Source organism: Candidatus Nitrospira bockiana (assembly GCF_965152565.1).
Map to the genome: position 1 here is coordinate 2,412,228 of NZ_OZ224215.1, position 24,358 is coordinate 2,436,585.

At 64.2% G+C, this 24,358-nt stretch carries 25 protein-coding genes and 1 tRNA gene; 12 read left to right on the forward strand and 14 right to left on the reverse strand.

All coding sequences use genetic code 11. The features are described 5' to 3' along the window. Positions 1-299 precede the first annotated feature (299 nt). Positions 300-1,361, forward strand: coding sequence for an ATP-binding response regulator (locus tag ACWHYV_RS11890; protein WP_447976710.1), 1,062 nt, complete (start codon positions 300-302; stop codon positions 1,359-1,361). A 77-nt stretch (positions 1,362-1,438) separates the two neighbouring features. On the opposite strand, the gene ACWHYV_RS11895 is transcribed toward ACWHYV_RS11890, so the two are convergent. Further along, positions 1,439-1,660 (reverse strand): hypothetical protein, encoded by a 222-nt coding sequence (locus ACWHYV_RS11895; protein ID WP_447976711.1) that lies wholly within the window; start codon positions 1,658-1,660, stop codon positions 1,439-1,441. Positions 1,661-1,837: 177 nt separating this feature from the next. Continuing rightward, the gene (locus ACWHYV_RS11900) at positions 1,838-2,008 is read right to left on the reverse strand and encodes a hypothetical protein (protein ID WP_447976712.1); all 171 of its coding nucleotides are present in this window, start codon (positions 2,006-2,008) and stop codon (positions 1,838-1,840) included. A gap of 821 nt (positions 2,009-2,829) precedes the next feature. Between ACWHYV_RS11900 and ACWHYV_RS11905 the strand changes: the two genes are divergently transcribed. From ACWHYV_RS11905 to ACWHYV_RS11915, 3 genes are all read left to right on the forward strand, one after another. Continuing rightward, on the forward strand, positions 2,830-3,279 hold the full coding sequence (locus ACWHYV_RS11905) for a response regulator (RefSeq protein WP_447976713.1): 450 nt from the start codon (positions 2,830-2,832) through the stop codon (positions 3,277-3,279). A gap of 3 nt (positions 3,280-3,282) precedes the next feature. Then, a complete protein-coding gene (locus tag ACWHYV_RS11910; RefSeq protein ID WP_447976714.1) occupies positions 3,283-4,101 on the forward strand; it encodes a GGDEF domain-containing protein in 819 nt (272 codons plus the stop codon). 90 nt (positions 4,102-4,191) lie between these two features. Continuing rightward, entirely contained in the window at positions 4,192-4,935 is a 744-nt protein-coding gene (locus ACWHYV_RS11915; RefSeq protein ID WP_447976715.1) for a PilZ domain-containing protein, read from the forward strand. Between the two features lie 441 nt (positions 4,936-5,376). Here ACWHYV_RS11915 and ACWHYV_RS11920 read toward each other — a convergent pair. Together ACWHYV_RS11920 and serS are read right to left on the reverse strand one after the other, a co-directional pair. Next, positions 5,377-5,466: transfer RNA gene (locus ACWHYV_RS11920), tRNA-Ser, on the reverse strand. Between the two features lie 34 nt (positions 5,467-5,500). Further along, a complete protein-coding gene (serS, locus tag ACWHYV_RS11925) occupies positions 5,501-6,793 on the reverse strand; it encodes a serine--tRNA ligase (protein ID WP_447976716.1) in 1,293 nt (430 codons plus the stop codon). Between the two features lie 183 nt (positions 6,794-6,976). On the opposite strand from serS, the gene ACWHYV_RS11930 reads away from it, so the two are divergent. Further along, positions 6,977-7,993 carry a PA0069 family radical SAM protein gene (locus tag ACWHYV_RS11930; RefSeq protein ID WP_447976717.1) on the forward strand — a complete coding sequence of 339 codons (1,017 nt, stop codon included), beginning with the start codon at positions 6,977-6,979 and terminating at the stop codon, positions 7,991-7,993. A 105-nt stretch (positions 7,994-8,098) separates the two neighbouring features. After that, complete coding sequence (locus ACWHYV_RS11935; RefSeq protein WP_447976718.1) at positions 8,099-8,494, forward strand: rhodanese-like domain-containing protein; 396 nt, start codon at positions 8,099-8,101, stop codon at positions 8,492-8,494. A gap of 16 nt (positions 8,495-8,510) precedes the next feature. On the opposite strand, the gene ACWHYV_RS11940 is transcribed toward ACWHYV_RS11935, so the two are convergent. After that, entirely contained in the window at positions 8,511-8,723 is a 213-nt protein-coding gene (locus ACWHYV_RS11940; protein WP_447976719.1) for a hypothetical protein, read from the reverse strand. A 39-nt stretch (positions 8,724-8,762) separates the two neighbouring features. On the opposite strand from ACWHYV_RS11940, the gene ACWHYV_RS11945 reads away from it, so the two are divergent. After that, the gene (locus tag ACWHYV_RS11945) at positions 8,763-9,602 is read left to right on the forward strand and encodes a DUF362 domain-containing protein (protein WP_447976720.1); all 840 of its coding nucleotides are present in this window, start codon (positions 8,763-8,765) and stop codon (positions 9,600-9,602) included. 6 nt (positions 9,603-9,608) lie between these two features. Here the strand turns inward: ACWHYV_RS11945 and ACWHYV_RS11950 are convergent, their stop codons facing one another. Beyond that, complete coding sequence (locus ACWHYV_RS11950; RefSeq protein WP_447976721.1) at positions 9,609-10,175, reverse strand: OmpH family outer membrane protein; 567 nt, start codon at positions 10,173-10,175, stop codon at positions 9,609-9,611. A gap of 226 nt (positions 10,176-10,401) precedes the next feature. On the opposite strand from ACWHYV_RS11950, the gene ACWHYV_RS11955 reads away from it, so the two are divergent. Together ACWHYV_RS11955 and ACWHYV_RS11960 are read left to right on the forward strand one after the other, a co-directional pair. Then, complete coding sequence (locus ACWHYV_RS11955) at positions 10,402-11,157, forward strand: hypothetical protein (protein ID WP_447976722.1); 756 nt, start codon at positions 10,402-10,404, stop codon at positions 11,155-11,157. A 43-nt stretch (positions 11,158-11,200) separates the two neighbouring features. Beyond that, a complete protein-coding gene (locus tag ACWHYV_RS11960; RefSeq protein WP_447976723.1) occupies positions 11,201-11,482 on the forward strand; it encodes a hypothetical protein in 282 nt (93 codons plus the stop codon). A 364-nt stretch (positions 11,483-11,846) separates the two neighbouring features. Here the strand turns inward: ACWHYV_RS11960 and ACWHYV_RS11965 are convergent, their stop codons facing one another. The 7 genes from ACWHYV_RS11965 to rpmB form a co-directional block, all read right to left on the reverse strand. After that, the gene (locus tag ACWHYV_RS11965; protein WP_447976724.1) at positions 11,847-12,200 is read right to left on the reverse strand and encodes a c-type cytochrome; all 354 of its coding nucleotides are present in this window, start codon (positions 12,198-12,200) and stop codon (positions 11,847-11,849) included. Beyond that, positions 12,197-15,373 (reverse strand): efflux RND transporter permease subunit, encoded by a 3,177-nt coding sequence (locus ACWHYV_RS11970; RefSeq protein WP_447976725.1) that lies wholly within the window; start codon positions 15,371-15,373, stop codon positions 12,197-12,199. Before ACWHYV_RS11970 ends, ACWHYV_RS11965 begins: the two co-directional genes overlap by 4 nt. Next, on the reverse strand, positions 15,370-16,503 hold the full coding sequence (locus ACWHYV_RS11975; RefSeq protein WP_447976726.1) for an efflux RND transporter periplasmic adaptor subunit: 1,134 nt from the start codon (positions 16,501-16,503) through the stop codon (positions 15,370-15,372). The genes ACWHYV_RS11970 and ACWHYV_RS11975 overlap by 4 nt, the downstream gene beginning before the upstream one ends. Before the next feature lie 167 nt (positions 16,504-16,670). Further along, positions 16,671-16,844 (reverse strand): hypothetical protein, encoded by a 174-nt coding sequence (locus ACWHYV_RS11980; RefSeq protein ID WP_447976727.1) that lies wholly within the window; start codon positions 16,842-16,844, stop codon positions 16,671-16,673. Between the two features lie 513 nt (positions 16,845-17,357). Further along, entirely contained in the window at positions 17,358-17,936 is a 579-nt protein-coding gene (locus ACWHYV_RS11985; RefSeq protein ID WP_447976728.1) for an acyltransferase, read from the reverse strand. After that, positions 17,903-18,910, reverse strand: a complete 1,008-nt coding sequence (locus ACWHYV_RS11990) for a lipid II:glycine glycyltransferase FemX (RefSeq protein WP_447976729.1) — start codon at positions 18,908-18,910, stop codon at positions 17,903-17,905. The genes ACWHYV_RS11985 and ACWHYV_RS11990 overlap by 34 nt, the downstream gene beginning before the upstream one ends. Positions 18,911-19,436: 526 nt before the next feature. Beyond that, positions 19,437-19,628, reverse strand: coding sequence for a 50S ribosomal protein L28 (rpmB, locus tag ACWHYV_RS11995; RefSeq protein ID WP_447976730.1), 192 nt, complete (start codon positions 19,626-19,628; stop codon positions 19,437-19,439). 56 nt (positions 19,629-19,684) lie between these two features. Between rpmB and recG the strand changes: the two genes are divergently transcribed. The 3 genes from recG to ACWHYV_RS12010 all read left to right on the forward strand — a co-directional run bounded on the left by recG (position 19,685) and on the right by ACWHYV_RS12010 (position 23,555). Continuing rightward, positions 19,685-22,216, forward strand: a complete 2,532-nt coding sequence (recG, locus tag ACWHYV_RS12000) for an ATP-dependent DNA helicase RecG (RefSeq protein WP_447976731.1) — start codon at positions 19,685-19,687, stop codon at positions 22,214-22,216. A 7-nt stretch (positions 22,217-22,223) separates the two neighbouring features. Then, positions 22,224-22,547 (forward strand): hypothetical protein, encoded by a 324-nt coding sequence (locus ACWHYV_RS12005; RefSeq protein WP_447976732.1) that lies wholly within the window; start codon positions 22,224-22,226, stop codon positions 22,545-22,547. A 75-nt stretch (positions 22,548-22,622) separates the two neighbouring features. Then, entirely contained in the window at positions 22,623-23,555 is a 933-nt protein-coding gene (locus ACWHYV_RS12010; protein ID WP_447976733.1) for a Ppx/GppA phosphatase family protein, read from the forward strand. Between the two features lie 68 nt (positions 23,556-23,623). On the opposite strand, the gene ACWHYV_RS12015 is transcribed toward ACWHYV_RS12010, so the two are convergent. Next, positions 23,624-24,304, reverse strand: a complete 681-nt coding sequence (locus ACWHYV_RS12015) for an inorganic pyrophosphatase (protein WP_447976734.1) — start codon at positions 24,302-24,304, stop codon at positions 23,624-23,626. Between the last annotated feature and the right edge of the window lie 54 nt (positions 24,305-24,358).

Here is a 24,358-nt window from a genome sequence, read left to right on the forward strand (position 1 = left end):
CAGCTCAGCCATTATGCCGCGCCGCTCCCGGCTGGATGTCGAGCCTGGTCCGTTTGGCCCTATTCGTCGAGTCCAAATTGTGAGCAGAAAAGGATTGATTTCGAGTGTGGATCGTTCTAGAAGGGATTCGGCTCAGATGCGAGCGGAACGATTCGCCGCTTCCAGTCCACCTGTCGATCAGCTTTCCTCACGTTCTTCATCTCCGCACCGAGTAGGGTATGGTTCTTGACCGCCCTCAGGAACTATCTGGAACACGACGCCGCGTCGCGAGAGTCTTGATCGTCGAGGATGATCGGCTGATGCGCCACACCCTCGTGCAGTCGTTACAGGCGCGGTTGCCGGATATGCGGGTTGAAGTGGCGGCAAACGCCGTTTCAGCCCTGGCGCGACTAGCGGAGACGCGCTATGACGCCGTGATCTCTGATATCCGTCTCCCTGATGAAAATGGTCTTGTGCTGTTATCCCGGATCCGGCAGATCAATCCCGAGACGCCGACCTTGCTCATGACGGGGTTCGGGAACTACGACCTCGCGGTGGAAGCACTTCGCACCGGCGCGTTCGACTTCATCCAGAAACCGGTCAACGTGGATCATCTCATCGCCTCCGTCACCAAAGCCGTTCGCCTGAGCCAACTCCTTCGGAAACAAAAGCGTCAACAGGCCGCGTTATCGCTCTACAAGCTGCGTCTGGAGAGGAGCCGCCAGGATCTCCGCGCGCTGACCGCTCGGCTGCTGGCGCTGCGGGATGGGGATCAGCGCCGCCTCTCAGCGATGCTGAACGAAGATTGGAATCAGAGACTTGCGGGGATCGCGCTCGCGCTGAGTGCCATCGAGCCGCAGCTCAGCGGACCGCCCGATCCTCTCGTCACGAAAGTTCGAGCGATCCGATCACAGGTGACTGCGCTACTCGCCGATATCGGTCGGGCGGCCCATCAGTTGCACCCGTCGCTGCTTCAGCAGCTCGGTCTCGTCGAGGCATTGGAGTGGTTGCTTGCAGAGTTCCAGCGCTCGGGCTCTTTGCAGATCACGTTCCAGCATCACAATGTGCCCGAAAACCTCTCGGCTGAAGTCGGGACCGGTCTCTTCCGTGCGGTTCAGGAACTGGTCGCCTGTCTGGCCGAGAAGGCTCATGGAGCCCGGGTCATGCTTCAGCTCAACGGGCGTGATCAGATGCTGACCCTTGCCATTCGTTCTCATTGGGAGGGGACTGACCTTGTCGATGATGACGTGCGTCTTCCGCTTGTGAGTCTCCAGGAACGTGTACGAGCCCTGCAGGGCACGACCCGCCTATACTCATGCCAGCCCAACCGGCTCTCCCTCTCTATCCTTCTACCCGCCTTGCCGGCTGAGACGGACCACTGACCGCAACCCGGTTTCAGGGCCGGGTCTTGGGTTGGCTCGAAGCCCTCACGGGGAGGCAGGTGCTGCGAGCACACCAATTAACTCGCCCGCCGCGACGCCTGCTGCGGCTGTTCTTCATGGGGTTCGTTGAAATGTTCTTCCACGATCAAGGCGGTGACGCCGCACGCCAGGCATCGATAGCGTGGCGTCAAGATTGCCTCCTCGGTCCATTCTCGCTCGACAAGGACATGAAGGCACGCTTGGCCGACGGATGACTCCAACCACTCGTCGTGAATCCGTTCCGCTTGCCATGGCTTCATGAGGCCCTCCCCACGTGCTGACGGTGTGATGCCAGGCTCAAGTAAAGCACGTGGCCGTCCGTTCGCCTAGATGCCGTCCGGCTATGTTGGCCGGCAAACGGCTCTAGTCCGAAAAGCCCCAGGATGACCGGAAGGAGAGGGAAGGTGTCTGACCGAGGGCTAGAAAGGTTCACCCCTCTAAGGATGAAGTGGCTGCCTAGCGCGGAGCTTGGCCAGGTACTGTTTCAGTTGGTTGCGCTCGGAAATCGGCAGAGTCATGAACTCCACCCCGAAATGGGCCTCCTCCGCCCATCGGACCACGGCGATGTCGACGATGAGCGAGGCCTGCTGTTCGGGCAGATGGAGCATGACTGGCCCATACGTCTTGGGCGACGGCGGGGTGGGACAATGAAACGACCGAAGAGACAACGAAAATGTATCGAGTTCAGGATAGGCCCACGCGTCGTCAGGTCTCCGGGCTTTCGCTCGGCAATCCGCCCCTGTCCTGGCGGCTCCACGGGTCGTCATCGGCTGCTCCATGATGCGGTCGTAAGACTTCTGTCCTATTGTCCGTTGTACGAGCCCTGCTACCTTAAGCGTGATGCCTGGTTGTTGATTCACATGTCTGCACTGGACGGTCTAAAAAAGAACATCATGCGACGGACGCGTCTCCATACGTGCGTGCCGCTGCCTCCTCGACGTCTCAGCGACGCGGTGAAGAGCGTCCTGGTCATCGTGATCGTGGCCGCCTTCCCGGCATCGCAGATACCCGCTGAGATGCCTCGGTTCTTGAGCCCACCGCAATCCATTACGTCGCGCGCTGACTCACCAGCCCCTCATACCCATCCCCTCCGATCCTCAGCGCCTCCATCCCAGGCTGCCATCCTCGCGTGCAACGCTTTTGCCAGAGCCGAGCGCGACACGGTCTCCGAGTACGAACAACGCCGGCTTGCAGCCGTCCATCCGACGACTGCATCGAGACTGATGAAATATGGCATGCACCCGCGGGGACGACAGGACTCGGTCTATCAAGTCCTCTATGCCGCCTGTCTGCATGCCCGAGGGTACGAGACGTAAGGCAACAGGCTTGTTTGGTCGAGCCGCTCCAGGGCTGGTCCACCGTCACAGCTGCACGGCGCGTGCGCCTTCACTTTTCCCGGCGGAATGCCGACAAAGGCGAGGAGGGTCTGATGGCGCCACTAGTCGAGGATGCCAAACCGACGATTCTGCTCGTCGATGACCATCCCAGTCTCCGGCTCATCCTGAGCGCGGGCCTCAGAGCCCAGGGGTTTGAAGTGCTGACGGCGGCCACGGCAGAAAAGGCCCTTGCGCTGGCTGAATCCTTTGAGGGTCGGATCGATCTTCTGTGCTCCGATGTCGGACTCACCCCGCCAGAAGTGTCGGCAGAAGCGACCGGGGCAGCAGATCTTGCCCAAGGGATCCGGCTGGCCGAGCAAGTACTCGCGACCCGGCCAGGAATTAAAGTCGCTCTCTTGACCGGGTATTCGGATGAGCGCCTGGCCCAGTCGGGCGCCTTAGCGACCCCGTTTGTGTTGATTCGCAAGCCCTGTGATTTACCGACCCTCGTGCGGGCGTTTCATCAATTGTTGGCCCCTGCGGCCGGCAAAGGCGGAGAGTAAACCATGCCGTCTAGCGTGCTCCGACAGCTCGAGCTCAACATTCGACGGCTCCGCCAGGTCCAGCAGCAGATTGAGGCGGTGCGCCGAGATTTCCTGGTTGAGGAGCATGAACACCGGCTCCCCCCTGAAGTGACCCAATTGCACCTACGACGGGAACTCCGACAGGTGGAACGCCACCTGATCGATGCGGTGCGGGCCGCGTTTGGGGAGGAGTCCGGGCAGTTTGAAGAAGTGGCGGAGTCCGGAGGCCTCGGGGGCTCGCCCCGAAGCTTCAATGAGCAGAGCCGGTTGCTCGAGCGGCTGCTGTTCGACCTCGAGCAGCAGCGGCTGCAACTGCTTGTCCATGCCGAGCGGCGCTCGATCGCCGGCATCGACCTAGCCACGGACCTCTTTACGGCGCCACTCCTCGAGCGGTCTGTGCACCAGGAGGTGGCGTGGTCACAACGAAGCGGGACGCCCTTTGCCCTCGTGCTTCTGACCGTTGCCGATTGGCCGGACCTGAAACGGCAGTATCCACCCGAGACGATCACCGATGTCATCATCAGTCTCGCCTGTGTCCTGAAAACGACCCTTCGGGGCTACGATGTGCCCTGTCGCCTCGAAGAAGCCGAATTTGCCGTGGTGCTCCGTGAGGCCGATGCGGTCGGAGCCGCCAATGTGGCCCATCGGCTCAGCACCAACTTCACGGCTTCCGTGGCCGCCCTGCCCCTCCAGCGGCCCCCGGCCCTGACCATGTCGATCGGGGTGTATCCGTTTGATGCGGAGACGGCCCTGGACTTGATCGCGACCGTGCGTCGACGGCGGGACGGCCAGCCGACATGAGGGTTCCGAGCCTGCGGCGAGTGGCGGGGGCAGCTTGGCCGAAGCAAGGCAGTGAGATCGATCATCTGTGGTAAGGAGCACAGGACCTCGATGAGCACCGCGCCGCTGATCCTGGTGATTGACGATGATGAAGCGATGCAGGTGTTCTGCCTCAAGGCGCTGACGGCCGCCGGGTACCGGACCTGGGTGACGGGGGACGCGCTTGAGGCCTTGGCGGTCATTGAGCAGGAGCCGGTGGATCTCTTCATCGTCGACGTGCTGCTGTCACAGCCGACCCTGCAACTCCGCTCGCGCCTGGTTGGCTCCCGGTTCGATAACGGCATGGCGGTCGTCCAGGCCGCCTTGATGACGCAGCCGAACCTGTCCGTCCTCTTCATCTCCGCTCATTCGCGGATGACGCTCTTATCCAAAGGCGTCGATCCCGATCGATGGCCGGTGCTGCGGAAGCCATTTGGCGCGGCTGTGCTCCGGACCGAAGTGGCGGTCCGCTTGGAAGCGGCGAAGGCTCAGCAAGCGGGCATGCGCGTTCCTCGACTCCATCCGCGCTATGCGGTGCAGTGCCTCGTTCAATTTACCGGGGACCAGGAGGGGGACGGCCAGATACTCAATTTGTCGCTGGGCGGGTGCCTTCTCCAGACCGCCGTGCCGCTCGACCCGGACTCGCATTTGAGCCTGCGATTAGATCTCCCCCAGGAGCCGGAGCCCATGCTGGTCCACGTGGCGGTCACGCGGTGGGGAAGAGGCGGCGTCTATGGTCTGTCGTTCCTCCTCCTCGAGGAGCAGAGTGAGCGGCGGCTCGCTGCCTTCCTCGCCCGGATGAAGCCGTTAGCCTGACAGAACCGCCCCTGTATTTTTCCGCCGGAACAAGAATTCACCCTTTGCGTTCGGCCGAAATCTTTTCCATCCCACGAAACAATCAGTGCTTGAAGAACCTCATTCTGATCCGCCCAGCCTTTCCAGAGGCAGGTCGCAGTGCCATTGCCACTCGAGGTGTTCCGGGGCGAGCCGGATTAGACAGGAGCCGTCCCACACGAGCGTATCCTAGGAGGCATTGTCCGTGATGGTTTGGCAACTGTGGAAGGGGCAGAATTCTGTCGAAGAGATCATGCCCCGTGTGCCGACATCTGTAGCGTTTTCAATTTAAGGTGGCAACCGGCTCACACGAAGTGTGGTTGTGAGAGGAAAGAAGAAGACGCAGAAAAAGCAAACTCTCCGTTTGCCCGACGTTGCAGCGTTTTCAAGCGAGGTGGCAAACGGTTCACACGAAGTGTGGTGTGGCGGAGGGGGCGAGATTTGAACTCGCGGACGGGTTACCCCGTCTCCGGTTTTCAAGACCGGTCCGTTCGGCCACTCCGGCACCCCTCCGTTGGTGAGCGACTCGAGGCAAGCGCCCGTTGGGCTACGTCTTCTTGCGATCCGCGGTGATGCGGTCCTGGCCCCCGCAATAGGGCCGGAGCACGGGCGGGATGATCACGCTGCCGTCCGCCTGCTGGTAGTTCTCGAGGATCGCCACGAGCGTGCGCCCGACCGCGAGCCCCGAGCCATTGAGCGTGTGCACGAAGTCCGTCTTTCCATCCTTGCCGCTCCGCCGAAAGCGGATGCTCGCACGGCGCGCCTGAAAGCTTTCGAAATTGCTGCACGATGAAATCTCGCGATACTGCTGCTGTCCGGGAAGCCAGACTTCCAGATCGTACGTCTTGGCCGACGCGAATCCCAGATCAGCCGTGCACAGCGCCACCACGCGGTACGGCAGGTTCAGTCCCTGGAGGATGGCTTCGGCGGTGGACGTCAAGCGCTCCAGCTCCGCATACGAATCCTCCGGTTTCACGAATGCCACCAACTCCACCTTGTTGAACTGATGCAGCCGAACCAGCCCGCGCGTATCCTTTCCATATGACCCCGCCTCACGGCGGAAGCACGGGGTATAGGCCGCATAGCGGATCGGCAACGCGCTCTCCGGCAGAATCTCTTCGCGGTGCAGATTGGTGACCGGCACCTCCGCAGTCGGAATGAGAAGAAAGTCCTCGTCGCGCAGGACGAACAGGTCCGCTTCGAACTTGGGGAGCTGTCCGGTGCCCGTCATCGCCGCCCGATTGACCATGAACGGCGGCAGGACCTCATAATACCCGTGCTGGCTCGTATGGGTATCCAACATGTAATTGATCAAGGCTCGCTCGAGCCGCGCGCCGGCGCCGGTCATCACCGCGAACCGGGCCCCGGCAATTTTCGTCGCCCGCTCGAAATCCAGAATCCCCAACGCCTCGCCGAGATCCCAGTGCGATTTGGAAGTGAAGTCGAATGCCGGAAGCGTCCCCCAGCGCCGGACCTCGGCGTTGTCGGCGGAATCCCGCCCGATCGGCACCGAGTCGTGAGGGAGGTTCGGCACGCGGAGGGCCAGCTCCGCCACCCGTTCCTCGAGCGACCGCCCCTGGGCTTCCAACTCGGCGATGCGGTCGCCCAGCGCCTTCATGGCGGCCACGGCCTGGTCGGCCGGCTGTTTCTCGCGCTTCAGCCGCGCGACCTCGTTCGAGCCGACCTTGAGCTGGTGGCGAAGGTCCTCCACCTTGGCTGTCAAGCTCCGCCGCTCCTGGAGCAGCTTGCCCAGCTCGTCCCACGGCACATCCGCGCCCCGCGGGCCCAGCCTGGTTTTGATCGTCCCGAGATTGTCCCGGAGCAGACGCGGATCGTGCATGGTCCCGTCCAGTTATGACCACCGCCGATGTGGAACGGATCGCAATCTAGCATCGGCCCCCATGGGAGTCAATCAGAGCGGCCGTGCGGCTGCTCGGCCCATGCCGCACAAAGCCTGGCGGTCATATAAGAAAAGGGCACCGGCCACCCTTGACAATCGATCCGTCGAATCCCACGATAGGCCATGCGTCTCATCCACAATCCGCCCAATCCTTTCGAATCCGAGCACCGCGAGCTGTTGGAGCCGGCGCCGATTGGCCGCGTCGAGGTATTCGAGGACGCGACCCGTGACATCCTGAGCCGGAACGACAGTCCCGACCTCTCCTTCCGCTGGAGTGTGAACCCCTACCGAGGATGCTTCCACGCCTGCGCCTACTGCTATGCCCGTCCCTCACATGAATATTGGGGGTTCGGCGCCGGCACGGACTTCGAGTCCAAGATCATCATCAAACGCGACGCCCCCGAGCTGTTGCGGCGGGCTTTCCTTAAACCCTCTTGGCGCGGGGAGCTGATCGTCTTTTCCGGGAACACGGACTGCTATCAGCCGCTGGAGGCCACCTGCCGGCTGACACGAGGGTGTCTCGAGGTCTGTGAAGAGTTTTGCAACCCCGTCGGCATCATCACCAAATCGGCGCTGGTCGTCCGCGATCTGGATGTGCTGCGCCGTCTTCATCAGCGGGCCTCCGTCCGCGTCTACCTCAGCATTCCGTTTGCCGATGCGGAGACCGCCCGGAAAATCGAGCCGCAGGCGCCGTCGCCGGACAAGCGATTTGCGGCCATGAACGCGCTGGCGGAGGCCGGCATTCGGACGGGCATCTCGATCGCCCCGGTGATCCCCGGGTTGAACGAGGACGACATCCCGGAGCTGCTCACTCGCGCACGCGAAGCCGGAGCCGTAGAGGCGATGCACGTGCTCCTGCGCCTATCGGGCAACGTGCAGGCCGTCTTCCTGGAGCGCGTGGCGGCCGCATTCCCCGATCGCTACCAGAAGATCGTCAACCGCATCCGCGATGTGCGGGGCGGCGCGCTCTCCGACGGCCGCTTTTTCAGCCGTCACGAAGGGCACGGACACTACTGGCAGGTCATCGAGCGCTTGTTCGACGTGGCGAGGCGAAAGGCCGGCTTTCCCGACGAGGACGACCGCCCCGTGCCCGATACGTTTCGGCGGCCGTCGCCCGAGCAAACACGGTTGTTCTCCTAGTGGTGGTAAAGGGGTATGGGATATGGGGTAGGGTAGGGAATGTGACAGGTGTTGGGGGTGCTGTTGGGGTGAGAATGAGAAGAGGAAGAGCGCGGGAGCGGGAGGATGATGATGAAGCATAATCCGGGATTCCTGGAGTTGGTCGAGCGGGCGCGGCGGAATATCCGCGAGTGCACGATCGAGGAGGTCAAAGCCAAGCTGGACCGGCACGAACGATTTGCGTTCCTCGACGTCCGGGAGGATCACGAATACGCGAAGGATCATGCCCAGGGGGCTCAGCATCTCGGCCGGGGCATCCTCGAGCGCGACATCGAGACGATCATCCCCGACAAGCGGACTGAGATCGTCCTGTACTGCGGCGGAGGATACCGGTCGGCCCTCGCCGCCGACAGTCTCCGTCAGATGGGGTACACGAACGTGGCCTCCATGATCGGCGGCATCCGTGCCTGGCGGGAAGCGGGCTACCCGATCGAGGTCGGGGATCCGGCGCGAGCCACATGATGCCGAGCCAGTCCCTTCACGGCGATTCACCCGTCCGCCTCCCGTGACGCGCCGGGACCTCCTCCAGCGACTCCTCTTCGGGCTCACCTTCTTGCCCGCCCTGGCGTTCGCTCCCCGCTCGCTCCTCTCCAGCCTCCTGTTCGAGCCCGATGCCCCGGTAGTCCCACCGAAGTCCCGCCCGGTCAATCCGTGGACGCGTGATGGGAAGGCCGTGGTCGCGATGGTCCATGGCCGCCACCTCCCTGAGATGCTCGAGGAGGGCCTGCGGATGATCGGGGGCCTTGAGCGACTCGGCGTCCTGGGCCGGCGGGTGCTGCTCAAACCCAACGTCGTCAACAACCGTCCCCCGCCGAGCACGACGAACCCGGCCGTGATCGGGGCGGTGGCCGACTTGATCCGGAACGCAGGGAGTGCGGACGTGCTGGTGGCCGACAGCTCCGGCATGATTCGATTCCCGACGGTGGAGAACCTCGAGACGACCGGGATGCGGCGGACTGCAGAGGCGGCGGGGGCGAGGGTGCTGGCGCTGGAGGATGCGCCCTGGGTGGGCGTGGAGCCGGCGGGCGCGATCAGCTTTCCGCGCTACTTCGTCTCCAAACCGGTCTATGAGGCCGACGTCTTCATCAACGTCCCGGTCGTCAAGACCCATCAGTTCGCACACTATTCGTGCAGCCTCAAAAATCTGGTGGGGATCGTGCACCCGCGGTACCGGCCGTCGTTTCGGTTTCTCTCCGGGCGCTGGCAGGAGCAGATCGCGGAACTGAACTTGGCCGTCCATCCCCACCTTACGATCGCGGATGCCACGACGGTCATGATCGCCGGCGGTCCGACGAGCGGGACGCCGGCGGTGGCGGACGCGATGCTGATCAGCGGGGACCGGGTGGCCTTGGACGTCGTGGCCGTCGCCTTGATCCGGTGCTACGGCGCGTGGCCCAAGCTTCAGGGGATGCCGATCTGGCAGCAGCGCCAGATCGTGCGGGCGGGTGAGCTGGGCCTCGGGATCAAAGGACCGGCCGAGATGGAGCTGCTGACGGCCTCGGTGGGCGGAGACGACCAGGACTTTCAGCGCCGGGTCGACATGATCCGGAAGGATGTGATGCAGGCGTGAGCGACGTTACTTGTTCTGGCGGTCGAACTCCTTGATGACCTGATCCGTGAGATCCAGCGCGTCCCGGTGATAGAGCACGATCTTGATCGTGTTCTCACTGCCTTTGTCGACCACGAGCGTGAATCCGCCCTTCTCCGCCACGGTCTTGGTGGCGGCCTGGATCTTCTTCATGTACTCGTCCACCAGCTCCTTCTGCTTGACGCTCAACTCCTGGTTGAACTCCTGCGCCCGGCGTTGGTAGTCCTGGAGCTTGGTGCGGAACTGGTTCTGCTTGTCCCGCTTCTGCTGCTCGGACAGGGTCGCATCCTGCTCCTTGAGCTGCTTTTCGAGGTTCTTCAACTCCTCTTCGTCGCTCGCGAGCAATTTCTGTCGGGTGGTCGCGTATTCTTTGAGCGTATCGAGGGCCCGTTTCCCGGCCTTCGATTTTTCCAACACCGCTTGCGGATCGACCACCCCCATCTTGAAGGCATCGGCCGCGTGGGCGCCGGTGACGAGGGCCACGAGGATCGCGGCGACGGACACGATCACGCTTACCGGGTTCATCGTACGCTGTAACTGTCGGCTCTCCTGCATCGAGCGTCTCCTTGGTAAAGGCGGGCAGCGAGAAACCCGGGGAGAATAGCGCCCCACTCCGTGGGTGTCAAGCAAGCGTATTGAGTCATCTCAAATGTTACCCAGCGACAGCTCGTTGAGTCATGTAGACACGTTACCCTCCAAGGTTCAGGGCATCGGGCCTCAAGGAGGGGACGGATGGAGGCAACGGGCATGGCGCGACAGTCGCCGGTACGAGTATCTCCGCGTGATGTGGCAACGGTATCAAGGCGCGAGAGGGCGGGAGCGGTCGACGATCCTAGACGAGGTGGCGCAGGTGTGGGGCTATCACCGCAAGCATGTGATTCGGGTGCTGAGCCGTCGAAGCCCACCCCGGCCGCCGGTGCGCCGGGTCAGTCGACGGCGCCCGACCTATTCGGCGGAAGCGCTTGACCGGCTCGCGCAAGTCTGGGAGGCCTCGGGCTATCTCTGTGGCGTGCGTCTCAAGGCGGCGTTGCCCATGTGGCTGCCGTGGCTGCGACGCCAGGCGCCGCTGACGCCGGCGTTGGAGGCCCAGTTGCGGCGGATCAGTCCCCGGCAGATGGATCGGCGCTTGCGGGACCGCAAGCAGCACGTAAGGCGCCGGCTGTATGGGACGACGCGGCCGGGGGCCCTGCTGAAACACCTCATTCCCATGAAGACCGAACACTGGGACGTCGCGCAGGCGGGGTATCTGGAGCTGGATCTCGTGTCGCATTCCGGCGCCTCGGCAGCGGGCGAGTTCCTCCACACGCTGGATGGTGTGGATATTCACACGACGTGGGTCGAGCGTCGCGCGATCATGGGGAAGAGTCGGCACGAGGTCGTCGGGGCCATGCGGCGCATCGAAGCCGATCTGCCGTTTGGCTTGCTGGGGGTGGATTCGGACAATGGCAGCGAGTTTCATCAACGAGCCCCTATGGGCCTTCTGTCCGGAGCGGCCCGCCGGCCAGCGCGTGCAGTTCACCCGTTCCCGGCCCTATAAGAAAGATGACAACGCCCATGTAGAGCAGAAGAACTGGACACACGTGCGCAAGCTCGTGGGCTGGGATCGCTATGACAGCGTCGCGGCGCTGGAGGCGCTCAACGCGTTGTACGCGGACTTGCGGCTCTTCCAGAACCTGTTTCAGCCCTCGATGAAGCTGGTGCGTAAGGTCCGGATCGGCTCCCGCCTCCGTCGCCAGTACGACCGGCCGCAGACGCCGTTCGAGCGGGTGCAGGCCTGCGGGCAGGCGGATCCGACCCGGCTGGCCGCGTTGCAGCGGGTGCGGGCGGACGACGGATCCGTTTGCCCTCTCGCGGCGGATTGATCAGCAGCTCGAGTGGCTGTGGGCGCTGGCCAATCGCGTGACCCGCACCCCACGCGAGCAGGTGCCCCGGTCGCCCCACGCCCGTACGCCGTGGCGAGGCTGGACCTTTAGCCCCCGGCTCCACGAGCAGAAGCGACAGATCGCGGGCTCGACCCGCGTGTCAGGCAAGGGCGGAAACGGGGTGTCGAGCCCGGCGGCGAAGAGCCCAACGGTGAGGACTCGGCGCGGGTAACATTGACCAATGACTGAACGATGCCCGATCGGTAACATTGACAAATGGCTCAACAGGGCAAGCCGACGGGCAGGCGGCACGCTATCGGACGACACGGGTGGAGAGCACAGGGGACTGTTTGGCCACCACTCTTCACCGGGTGAGCGAACGAATATAGGTCAGCACATCCTCAATCTCCGCTTCGGTCATCAGTGGCTTCCAGGCCGGCATGTTCGGTTTGCCTTCATGGATGGTCTTGAGCAGGTCGGCATTGGATTTCTTCTTGGTGGACGGCGACGTGAGATCTGCCGGGCTGGGACCAAGGAGTTTGTAGCCGTCGCCTCTGCCCTCGGGTCCGTGGCACCCTGCACAATGTCTCACATACAACCGTTGCCCTTTTGCGATGTCACCGCTCCCAGATTTGTCCTCCCCACGTGCTTCCGTCCAAGGAATACTCCATGCACACACCACCGTCAGGATCACGATTCCGATGTGAAGCCTTGTCATCGCGTGACCTCCTCGTTGAGCGGGACGGACAATTCATCGCTGACGGATCCTCTGTCCTCAGCAGGCCACGCGCTCGTACGACGCCGACTCTCGAACCACTCGTAGAGGGTCGGCAGCAGGATCAGCGTCGAGACCGTGGAGGTGAGGAGCCCCCCGATCACCACCGTGGCCAGCGGCCGCTGGACCTCGCCGCCGAGGCCCTGTGCGAGGCCCAGGGGGAGAAGCCCCAGGAGAGACATCGTAGCCGTCATCACCACCGGGCGCACCCGCCAGAGGCACCCGGTCATGATGGCCTTGTCACGCGCATAGCCCTCGCGGCGAAGCGAGTCGATCAGCGTCACCATGACCGTCCCATCCGTGACGGCGACCCCGAGCAGCGTGATGAAGCCGACGGAGGCGGGGACGCTGAAATATTGGCCCGTGAGCTTCAAGGCCCAGACGCCGCCGATCAACGACAAGGGAAGGTTCATCACCATCAGCAGCGCGTAGCGCACCGACACGAACGACGAGAACAGGAGGACGAACACGAGCCCGAGCGTGACCGGCACGATGATCCGAAGGCGGGCATTGGCCCGTTCCATGTTCTCGAAGGCGCCGCCCCACGTGATCGTGTAGCCTTGCGGGAGCGTGACGGACTCGGCCAGTTTTCGCTGCCCTTCCTTGACCACGCCGCCGATGTCGCGCCCGGCCACGTTGAACCCAATGTAGATCCGGCGGCGAGCATGCTCCCGGCTGATCCGGACGGGACCTTCCCGCATCTCAATGGCCGCGAGGTCGCTCAAGGGAAACAAGGCGCCCGACGGGTCCTTGATCAGAATGTCGCCGATCGCCTTCACGCTGTTGCGAAAGCTCTCCGGAAAGCGCAGAATCAACTGAAACCGGCGTTCGCCCTCCAAGACGTAGGTCGCCGGCTCGCCGCCGATGGCGGTCCGTACGAGACCCTGGATGTCCTCCACGTTGATGCCGCGGCGTGCGATCTCCCGCCGGTCGATGTCGACGGTCAGATAGAGCTGCCCGCTGACCTGCTCGACTTTCAGATCCTTGACTCCGTCGACCGTGTTCATCACGACCGCGATGCGGTCCGCGAGCGTCTTCAGCGTCTCGATGTCGTCACCGAACACCTTGATCGCGGCTTCGGTCTTGATGCCGGAGATCAGCTCATCCACCCGCTCTTGAATCGGTTGGCTCATCAGGACCGCGATGCCGGGAATCTCGGCCAGCCGGCGGCGGATCGCTTCGACGAGCTCCGGTTTCGTGGACGCGCTGATCCAGGTGTCCCGCGGTGTCAGCGCGACGATCGGCTCGCTCTCGTTGTGCTCCTCCGGCGCGTTGGCGATTTCCGAACGTCCGATCTTGCCGATGACCGCCGTGACCTCGGGAAGGGACAGGAGCGCGCGATGGACCTGTCGTTCGACCTCGATGGATTCAGCCAGCGACAGACGAGGCAACCGGATCGTCTGAGGCAGGATGGCGCCTTCGTCCATGATCGGGATGAATTCGGTGCCGACGAACGGCACGAGCCCCAGCGTGCCGACGAGCAGGATCGACGTGCACGCCAACACGGCCCCTTTGCGCTTGAGCGACCAGCCCAACGCCGGGAGATACACCCGCTTGATCCATCGGACCAGCAGCGTGTCCCGCTCCCGCCGCGGCGCCAGCGCCAGCGCGCAGAAGACGGGCGAGAAGGTCAGGGACAAGACCAGCGACACAAGGAGGGCGATCACGATGGTGTAGGCCAGCGGAGCGAACATCTTCCCCTCCATCCCCTCCAACGTGAGGATGGGAAGGAACACGGCAGCGACGATCAGAATCCCGAAGACCATCGGCCGCCCCACTTCAAGCGCGGCCGCCAACACCACGGCCCGTTTGTCCGTCTCAGGACCACGTTCCGCCACATGTCGGTAGATGTTCTCGACCATCACGACGAAACTGTCCACCATCATGCCGATGGCGATCGCCAGGCCCCCGAGCGACATGAGATTCGCGGAGAGCCCGATCCGTTCCATGATGATGAACGTCACGAGCGGCGTGATGATCAGCGTCGCCACGACCACCAGGGCGGTTCGGAGGTTGCCCAGGAATACGAGCAGGACGGCGACGACCAGGATCACGCCTTCGAGCAGGGCGTCGGTGACCGTGCGGACGGCGGCGCTCACCAAGTCGCTCCGGTCATAAAACGGGACGATCCTCAGCCCGTCCGGCAAGACCCGGCCCCGGTGGACCGCGTCAATTTTCTGTTTGATGCCTGCGGTGACCTCACGGGCGTTGGCGCCGCGCAGCATCAACGCGATTCCCGCCACGATCTCCCGTTCCCCGTTGAGGACCGCGGCCCCATGGCGCACGGCGTGTCCGATCCGCACCTCCGCCACGTCGCGGACGAAGACCGGCGTGCCCGCGATTTCCTTGACGACGATGTCCTCGATATCTTTGAGCGTCCGGATCAGCCCAACGCTACGGACCACCGCGCGCTCGCCGTACCGTTCCAAGACGTTGCCGCCCTCGTTCGCGTTGTTCCGGGCTACGGCGTCGAACACCTGGTGAAGGGCCAGGTCGTACTTCCTGAGCTTGGCCGGGTCCACCAGCACCTGGTACTGTTTCACGAACCCGCCGAGGGCGTTCACGTCGATCACGCCGGGGACGGTTCGCAGAAGAGGGCGCAGGATCCAGTCCTGAGCCGTCCGCATGCCGATCAGCTCCTGATCGTAGATTTGAGGATCATCCGGATGAAGGCCGGGGCCGTCCAGGTAATATTGGAACACTTCGTCCAGCCCGGTCGTGGGCGGCGCCAACGACGGTTCAATCCCCTCTGGCAGGCGCTTACGTGCCTCGATCAACCGCTCGAGCACCAACTGGCGCGCGAAGTAGATGTCGACGCGATCCTCGAACACCAACGTGATCTGCGAGAGGGCGAACTTCGACAGCGACCGAAGCTCCGTGAGGCCGGGAAGGCCGGTCATCTGGCGTTCGAGCGGGATCGTGATAAATCGCTCGACTTCGACGGGAGAGAGGCCGGGCGCGTCCGTCAGCACTTGGACTTGAACGTTCGTCACGTCGGGAAAGGCGTCAATGGGGAGGGTGTTGAACGAGTAGAGTCCGCCGACGGCGAGCACGCCGGCCAAGGAGACGACAAGCACCTGTTGGCGGAGCGAGAAGTCGAGCAGCGCGCGGATCATCGGGCCGGCTCCAGTTGCTGTCCGAGCGCCTCGGCCGTCAGCGCGAGGACTCCTTTCGTGACCACCAGTTCGCCTTCGCGGACTCCGTCAAGGATCCGCACCATGCCGCCGTGTTCTTCTCCGACGACGACGGACCGGCGCACGAATTGCTGCGGGTCGAGCTGCACGAACACCGCGGCGTCCTTCCCGTCCTGCTGCACGGCCTCCGCGGGGATGACCAGCGCATTCGGTTCAGTCTGGGCATACAGGCGCACCAGGGCGAAGAACTCCGGCTTCAACCGGCCGTCGCGGTTGGGGACGGTCACCCGAAGCCGTAGCGTTCGGGTTTCGGGATCCAGGACATCGCCGATGTACGTGATCGTGCCCGGAAACACCTCTCCGGGATACGCCGACACGCGAACCTCAACGGACTGGGCACGACGGAGAAACCGAACATCTTTTTCCGGGATGTTCGCCACGACCCAGACATCCGAGAGGTCCGCGAGGGAAAACAGAGCCCGGTTCGTCTCCAGGACCTGTCCTCTCGTCACATTGCGCGAGATGACCCTGCCGTTGAATGGCGCCAGGATCGGAATGGAAGAATGGATCTTTTGCTCGCGGTCCAGACGCCGGATGTCCCCGGTCGTCATGCCGAGCACGGCAAGCCGATCGCCGGCTTCCCGCGCTTCCGCGCGCGCGCTCATCATGTCGCCTTCCCGCCGCTCATACTCGGCTCTCCCGATGACCTTTTCCTCCAACAACATCATGGCCCGCTTGAATGCCTGTTCGGCGACATGGAGCTTGGCTTTGGCCTTGAGGTAGGAGGCTTGCGCCAAGCCCAAGTCGCTGCTGTAGAGCCTGGCCAGGATTGCGCCGGTCGCCACATCTTGCCCCACGTCAACCAGCACATCGGTAACGCGCCCACGCACCAGGGCGGTAATGTCGGCCAGTGCATTGGCATTCGGCTTCACGGTGGCTGGGTAGTCCTGGTACGTTCGGAACTCGACACGGGTTACCGGCCGAACTTCGATCCTGGCGGCCGCGGCTTTCTCGGAAGTCAGCGACACGACCCCTGGCGGCGTCGGGGCAGCCGCCGGTCTGCTTCCTGCGGCGTGGTCCGGCGTCGCGTCACAGCCGAGGGTGGCGCTCACCACGGCAACCAGAGCCCACGCAGCAAGGGAACGCAGAGTGGGAGGTATAGAGGACCAAAGCCTTCGTTGAGATCGGTGTATCACACAAGCCTTGCAGAACAGGTTCCTAGCGGCAATCCTTGGAGGCATGGATTACAGCGGTTCTGCCGCCCTGCGTTCCAATCGTGTCAAGGCGAGCGAAGCCCGAAATGGTTGGCGGGAAAATGCCCGTGCATGCGGATGCGCCGTCGTCCGACGGGTCGCATCTCCACGCCGGCCTTCGCCTGCTCTTCGCCCATGAGTTGGACCACGGGGGTGCGGGTGGAACGGCCGAGGCTCTGCAGGCCTTCATGGCACGTCACGACCATTCTGCGCCGTCGGCCTCTTGCACTCAGTCATGCAACAAGCAATGAGCATGGGGCATGCCATCGAAGGCGCTGAGACTACACGTGTTTTGGGGATCGACCGAGGACTTTTGCCACGTTCCCACGCAGCCGAGGGGGCAGAATGCCACGGAGAGAGCGCAACTGCGGCGCATACGGAAGGGTGGTTTGATGCGGCGAAGCTTGAGGCCGTTACCGCTGCCGCCATCCCGGCAGTACAATTATGTGTGATTGTGGTGATGCTGGAGGTGAGTCGTGCCCATCCGAGGGACAATCGTCATGCCTGTCCTCTCGCTCGTCGTCGGCCTTGCCATCAGCGGATGCCAGGGACTGGCCAAGCCTGAACCAGTGTGTCAGGAGCCTCAGCCGTCGGCTCGGTATGAAATGGATTGCTCGCGCGCCGTGCCCGGGGCCATTCGGCCTCCGAACGCCACGGACAGCGGATTCGGCCAAGCACCGGGCATGGGTCTGACCAGGCCATGAGGGCTCAGCCTAGGCCGTGAAGATGAGCCGGCCGGCCTCGGACGAGGTGGGGTCGAGGATGCGGACCGAACGGGCGGGGTGGCCTTCGGCGAAGACACCGGCGGGAATGGCGCCCAGCACCAGAGATCCCGCGCCGATCACCGTACGGTCGCCGATGACCGCTTCGTTGAGAATGGTCGTGCCGGGACCGACCCAGACGTGGTCGCCGAGGCGGACGCCTTTCCGGCTGGGCGGAAAGGCGGCGGCCAACCGACTCCCGATCATCGACCCGGGGTCGCTGTGCGAGAGGATGTGGACTCCCGAGTCGATCGAACAGTGCCGGCCGATGTAGACCGGTCCCGTCAGGTCGATGAGGACGCCGGCGGCGATCACCGAGTCGTCGCCGATCGAAAGCCCGCGAAATCCACCGGCCAAGTGGACGTTGATGAGACGCACCTCGTCGACCCGCACACCCCGGCCGATCTGCGCTCCCAGGGCTCGCAGGCAGGCGGCGCGAAGCCCCGGGTGTACGCACCCGCGCAGGAGTTTCTCCGCCAGGACCCGGAGGGCTCCGGTTACGTGTGAAAAGACGGCCGCCAACCGGTCCACACCCCGGCGAACCCCTTCCAGGTGGCATACTGCCGACGGCATAGTCGGACGACCCACGAAGACGCGTGTTCGATGGCCAGATACGGCGTGAGCGTGCCGCCGAAGCTCTCCTTGAATCGAGCCAACCAGGGAAGGTCGGACCCGACGAAATCGTACCAACGACAGCCGAGCTTGGCGGCCCATTGCATGGCCTCCCACTGGAGCAGGCTGTTCACGCCCAGGGGCTGGCACGATCGGTACGACGCCCCGTTCAAGTAATACGCCCGGTCCTTCTGCCAGGCGAGGATCATGCCGCCCACCATTCGCCCCTCGTGCCTGGCGAGCAGCATCGCCACAGACGCCGGATAACAGGTGTCGAACAGGCGCCGGTAGAAGGCCAGGGGATTGGGCGGGCGCCGGCCCTGGCGGCCGTACACATCCTCGACCATCTTCCAATACTCCTCGAGGTAGGACTGCGGGCTGGCCCAAACGATCTCGACGTTGGACTTTTCCGCTTTCCGAATCGCTGTTCGTGCCCGCCCTTCCATGCGTGTCCACAGTTGGTCGCGTCCCAGCTCGAGATCGACGACGTGCGTCCGCTTTTCCTTCACCTCATAGCGGGGCAGGGCGGCGAAACCATACGCGGGAGAGAGGAGCATGCGGATGAAGCGGGCCCCATGGCCGGCGAGGATATCGGAAAGGCGCGTGAGGACGTCCGGCAGGAAGGCCGGGTCGACGACGGGCCCCAGGTACGGTGTGTCTTCGGCGACCAAGGGAGACCCGGCGATCATGAACGGCCCCATCCGGCGGAGAAACACCGGGCAGACGCCGACCAGGCGTCCGTGCCGGAAGAGCCCGAGCGCGAGGAGGCGCGCTCCCTGCGTGTGTCCGAGCAGCTCGAGCCACCCGCGGGTGTGAAACAAGGTTCCAGCCGGATGACGCTCGACGATCAGATCCCATTCTCCATGGTTCGGGATGCTCCGGATCTCCCACATGCGCGCTTCCTCCCGGGTGACCGGCGAGGTAAAGGCTATTCATACGGCTTGCCAGGGTAAAAAACCTACGAAGAATCACAGGAGAAGAAAATCCTGGTCAATCGCGCACGGCGTAGCCGTCAACTCGAGAGGACACAGGCGGCATGCTGAGGAGCAGGAAAAGGCTTAAGCGAATGTCTGCTAAGGCGTCTTTCCTGCGTATTTACTTCACGGTGTAGCGGGAGCGAGGGGACCAGGCCCGAAGGGATCGGGAGGCTGACAGGGACGACAGAAAAGTTGACAGTGCCGGCGATGGCTGCGGGTCTCTGCACTTGGCGGCAAGGGAAGGTCGGCAGCCCGTCATCTCCCGCTGATCCATCCAAGACCGCCGCGACCCGCTTCCGCTGTTGCCGAGATGCGCTTCGGTGTTGCCGTCCGGCGGGCGACGACCGGGCCCAGCGGACACCCGGGGGGGAAGGAACCATCCGACCGGAGCGCGGCGGGTATGGACGTGGAGGGTCCGAGAGGAGGAACGAGGCGAGGGCGGCTAGACGGCTTTCTGAACGCGGCCAGAACGAAGGCAACGGGTGCAGACGCGAATACGTCGAGCGGCGCCGTTGATCAACGCACGAACCGTCTGGAGGTTTGGGCTGAAGACCCGCTTGGTCTTGTTGTTGGCATGGCTCACATTATGCCCGGACTGATGCCGCTTGTTGCAGATCTCACATGCGTAGGCCACGTCGCAACTCCTTGTCGTTGTGTTGAAAACGAGGGGCATGCTACCATAGCGTCGCCTTGGCTGACAAGCCTTTCGCCAAACCGCCGCTCGCCTCATCCCCTCCTCGTGCGTCCACCGACACGCTGCACGCGCTGGTCGATCGGCTGGCGCGCCCCATCGAGTTCGCCAGCCGAGACGCCTATGCCCACCTCTCCACCGTCAAGAACCTGGGACCGTTCATCAGCGATCAGGTCGTGCGGGCGTTGTCCGAACGGGTCTACCTCCCGGCGATCGAGACGGAGCTCCTCGCCCTGCGCGAGCTGTTCCAGGACTTCGACCGGCAGCGGGAGCCGAGTGAGCAACAGCGCCGGCTGACGGCCGCGCGGACGATCCTCTCCCGCTTGCGCGGATCAGGACCGGGCTCCCAGGGCGCCGGCGCCCCGGCTCCTCATGCCCGGAGCGCGCCTCCTCTCGGCCGTCCCAGATCCCAGACCGAGCTGTGGAATCTTCCCGTCCGCTACGCGCACGGCGTCGGGCCGAAGCGGGCGCTCCTCCTCGAGCGACTTGGCATCACCACCGTGGAAGAGGCCTTGTGGGCCTTGCCGTGGCGGTATGAGGACCGGTCCGTCGTCACGCCGATTGCCCGGTTGACTCCTGGGATGGAGGCGACGGTCTGTGGGACGATCGGGACGAGCCTCGCCAAGCGCACGGCTCGTCGGGGCATGACCGTGCTCGAGGTCACGGTGATGGACGAGACGGGGTCGCTCACGACCGTCTTCTTCAACCAACCCTTTCTGGAGCGGATCTTCAAACCCGGCGTACGGGTCATGATGAGCGGACGGGTGTCTCTCGGTCGCAAGGGATGGATGGACGTGCGGCTGGACAATCCGCGGTACGAAGTGCTGGGGGACGGTGAAGAGACGTTGCACGTCGGGCGCCTGGTCCCCATCTATCACGAGACCAAAGGCCTCAGCTCCCGCCAATTGCGGGTGCTGATGAAGGGGTTGCTGGACGAATACCTGAGCGACGTGCAGGAGATCCTGCCGGGGTCGGTCCAGGCAAGACATGGCCTCGTCCCGATGCACACGGCGCTGGCGCAGGTGCATTTCCCAGCTCGGGGAACGGACCTGGAGGCGCTGAATCGAGGGACGACCGGCGCCCATCGTCGCTTGGCGTTCGAAGAGTGCTTCCTCCTCGAGCTCGCCTTGGCCGTGCGTCAGCGAGCGGTGAAAGAAGAAACCAAGGGCATCCGCTTCGACATCACGACGCCCTTGCTCGGTCGGCTCCAACGCCGCCTCCCGTTTTCGCTGACGCCGGCGCAGCAGCGGGTGATCGGCGAAATCCTCGCCGATATGGCGTCGACGCGCCCGATGAACCGGCTCGTCCAGGGTGATGTGGGCTGCGGCAAGACCGTCGTCGCGCTGCACGCCATGCTGGTGGCGTGCGGGTCCGGCTACCAGGCGGCGTTGATGGCCCCGACCGAGATCCTCGCCGAGCAGCACTATCTGACCCTGAAGCGGTTGGTCGAGGATCTGTCGCTCTCGATCGTGCTGTTGAAGAGCGGCGGGACGACCAAAGGGCGGGCCCGGAGCCTTGCCGACATCGAGCGCGGGGAGGCGGACATCGTCGTCGGGACCCATGCGCTGATCCAGAAAGGTGTGCGGTTCAAGAAGCTCGGGCTGGCGGTCGTGGACGAGCAGCACAAGTTCGGGGTACTGCAGCGAAAGACGCTCGTCGAGAAAGGCTACCGGCCCGACGTCCTGGTGATGACCGCCACGCCGATCCCGCGGACCCTCGCGATGACGGTGTATGGCGATCTCGATACCTCCGTCATCGATGCCTTGCCGCCCGGCCGAACGCCGGTCCGAACGCTGGTGTTTCCCGCTTCACAGCGGCGCCGCGCCTATCAGCTCCTGCAGGATGAAGTCGCCGCCCGCCACCAGGCTTACATCGTCTATCCGCTCGTGGAAGAATCGGAAAAGCTCGATCTCCAGGCGGCCATGCAAGCGGCCGAACGCCTCCAGGCCAGAGAGTTTCGCGATCGGCGTGTCGGGCTGCTGCACGGGCGGATGAAGGCGGAGGAGAAGGAGCGGACCATGGCCGCGTTCAAGCGGGGCGAGATCGACGTTCTCGTGGCCACCACCGTCGTCGAAGTCGGGGTCGACGTCCCGACCGCCACGGTGATGCTGATCGAGCACGCGGAGCGCTTCGGGCTCGCGCAGCTGCATCAACTGCGCGGCCGTGTCGGGCGCGGCACCCTGCCCTCGCAGTGCCTGCTCGTGGCGTCCAGCGATTGGCGCGGCCGGTCCGCGTCGCCCGCCCAGCAGCGGCTGGAGGCGCTGGCGCGCTCCACGGACGGCTTCTTCATCGCCGAAGAAGACCTGCGCATCCGCGGGCCGGGCGAGTTCTTCGGCGTACGTCAGTGGGGCGTGCCGGAGTTTCGGGCCGCCAACCTGATTCGGGACCGGCTGCTCCTGGAGGCCGCCCGGACGGAGGCCTTTGCGCTGCTCGCGGACGATCCGCACTTGGCCCGGCCCGAGCATCGTGCGCTGCACGCGGCCATGCGGCGGCGATGGCAGACAAAACTGGAGCTGGCCTCGGTCAGCTAGGGAAGCCATGGGATTGCTTCAGCGCCTCGCACACGACTTACGGGCCGGCGTGGCCAAGCTGCGCTATGGAACGGTTCAGGCCGCCCACCGCGCCTTGGAGGAGACGGAGCTGCTCCAGTTGCGGCTCGAAGTGCGCAAGCTCGACACCCGGATCGACGAGCTGTGCGGGGACATCGGGGAGCGGGCGTTGCATCTCCACGATCGCGGCGAGTCGGCTTCAGAGATGCTCAACGACCCCGAGCTGCTCCGCGGGATCGAGCAGGTCCTCATGCTTCGTGCCGAACGCGCCAAGGTGCTCGCCGAGATGGACGAGGTACGGTCCGAACGTTGAGCCCCTTGTGTCGTACAGCCACCACGAGACCAAACAGATTACGGACCAAACGGAATTAACGGACCAAACGGACCCATGCTCCTTGCCGGCGTCGATATCGGTACCCTCACCTGTCGTCTCCTGATCGCTGATGTGACCGAGGGCCGTCTCACGCGGGTCCTGCACGCCGATCGACGGATTCTTCGCCTGGGGCAGGGCGTGGACGAGCGCGGCACGTTGGATCCAGCGGCGATGACGCGGGTCGTGGAGACATTGAAGGAGTGGCGGCGGGAGATCGGCCGCCATTCGGTGCAGCGAGAAATCGCCGTGGCGACGAGCGCCGTGCGGGACGCCGCCAATCGGCAGTCGTTCCTGGATCGAGTGAAGCGCGAGACCGGCTTCGAAGTCGAGGTGATCGACGGGGAAGAGGAAGCCCGCCGCACGATGCTCGGCATTCGCTCGGGGCTTCCGCCGGGAACGCGCGAGATCATCGGGCTGGATATCGGCGGCGGGAGCACCGAATTCATCCTCGATCGGCCGGGCCGGCCGCCCGCCGTTCGGTCGTTCGATCTCGGCGTGGTCCGGCTGGCCGAGCGGTGCTTCAACCATGATCCGCCGACGGCCGATGAGCTTGCCGCCGCGCGGGACTGGGTCGCGAGGTGCACCACCGAGGTCAGGCCGATGATCGGGGCGTCCGCCGCGGTGACGTTCGTCGGGACGGCGGGCACGATCACCAGCCTGGCCGCGATGGCCCAGCGTCTTCAAGCCTACGACGCGGCCCGTGTCCACGGCTATCGCTTGAATCTGAGCACGATCCGGGTCTTGGAACGGGACCTGCTCTCGCGCTCCCAGGCCGAGCGGGTCGGGATGCCGGGACTGGAGCCCGGGCGGGAAGAAGTCATTGCGGCCGGCGTCGTGATCCTGAGCACGGTCATGGAGACCCTTGGGTTCCACGAGTGTCTGGTCAGCGACCTCGGCCTCAGGGAAGGCGTGCTGCTGGATCTCGCCGAGCGGATCAAACAGGAGTGACGGAAACGTCCGTTGCGAACCGTTCGGCTCCTCGGCGACGGTGCGCTTCGCAGACCACGGTCCCCTCCTCACAGCCTCCCTTTCGGACAGCGCGATTCCAGCTCGGGGAATTTCGCGCGGTAGTCGGCATGGCTCGCGCGGATGACGTTGAGCGCCTCTTCGCGGCCGTACACGCTCGTAATCTCCACCTTGTGCTGGACGGTCCCCGGGGCGTGTTTGTAGGTGAGGAAGTAATGTTGGAGGCGATCGAGCAGGGTGAGCGGGCAGTCGGCGATATCGCGGAATCCGCCGTAGACCGCATCTTCCTTCATCACGGCGATGATCTTGTCGTCCGCCTCGCCGCCGTCCGACATGCTGAGCCCGCCGATCGGCAAGGCGGTCAGCAGGATGTCGCTGTGCGGAATCGTCTTCTCGGTGAGCACGCAGACGTCGAGCGGGTCGCCGTCCCCCACCATGCCGTGCCGGTTCGCCCGTTTGCTGAACAGCGCGGCCACTTGCTCGCCGCAGAAGGTCTGCGGGATGAGGCCGTAGTACACGGGGCAGAAGTTCGAGAACCGCTGCGGGCGGTCGACCTTGAGGAATCCGGTGACCTTGTCCACCTCGTACTTCACGGTGTCGGTCGGGACGATTTCGATGTAGGCCGTCACGATGTCCGGCGCGTGGTCACCGATGGGGACCCCATGCCAGGGGTGGGCCCTGAACAACAAGCCCATGAGTCGCTGTGCGGAATCCGCTTCGTGGCCGTTCATCGGTTCCTCCCTGGGTGCCCGTGAGGCGGGCTGAAAGGCTTCTGCTCGACGGTG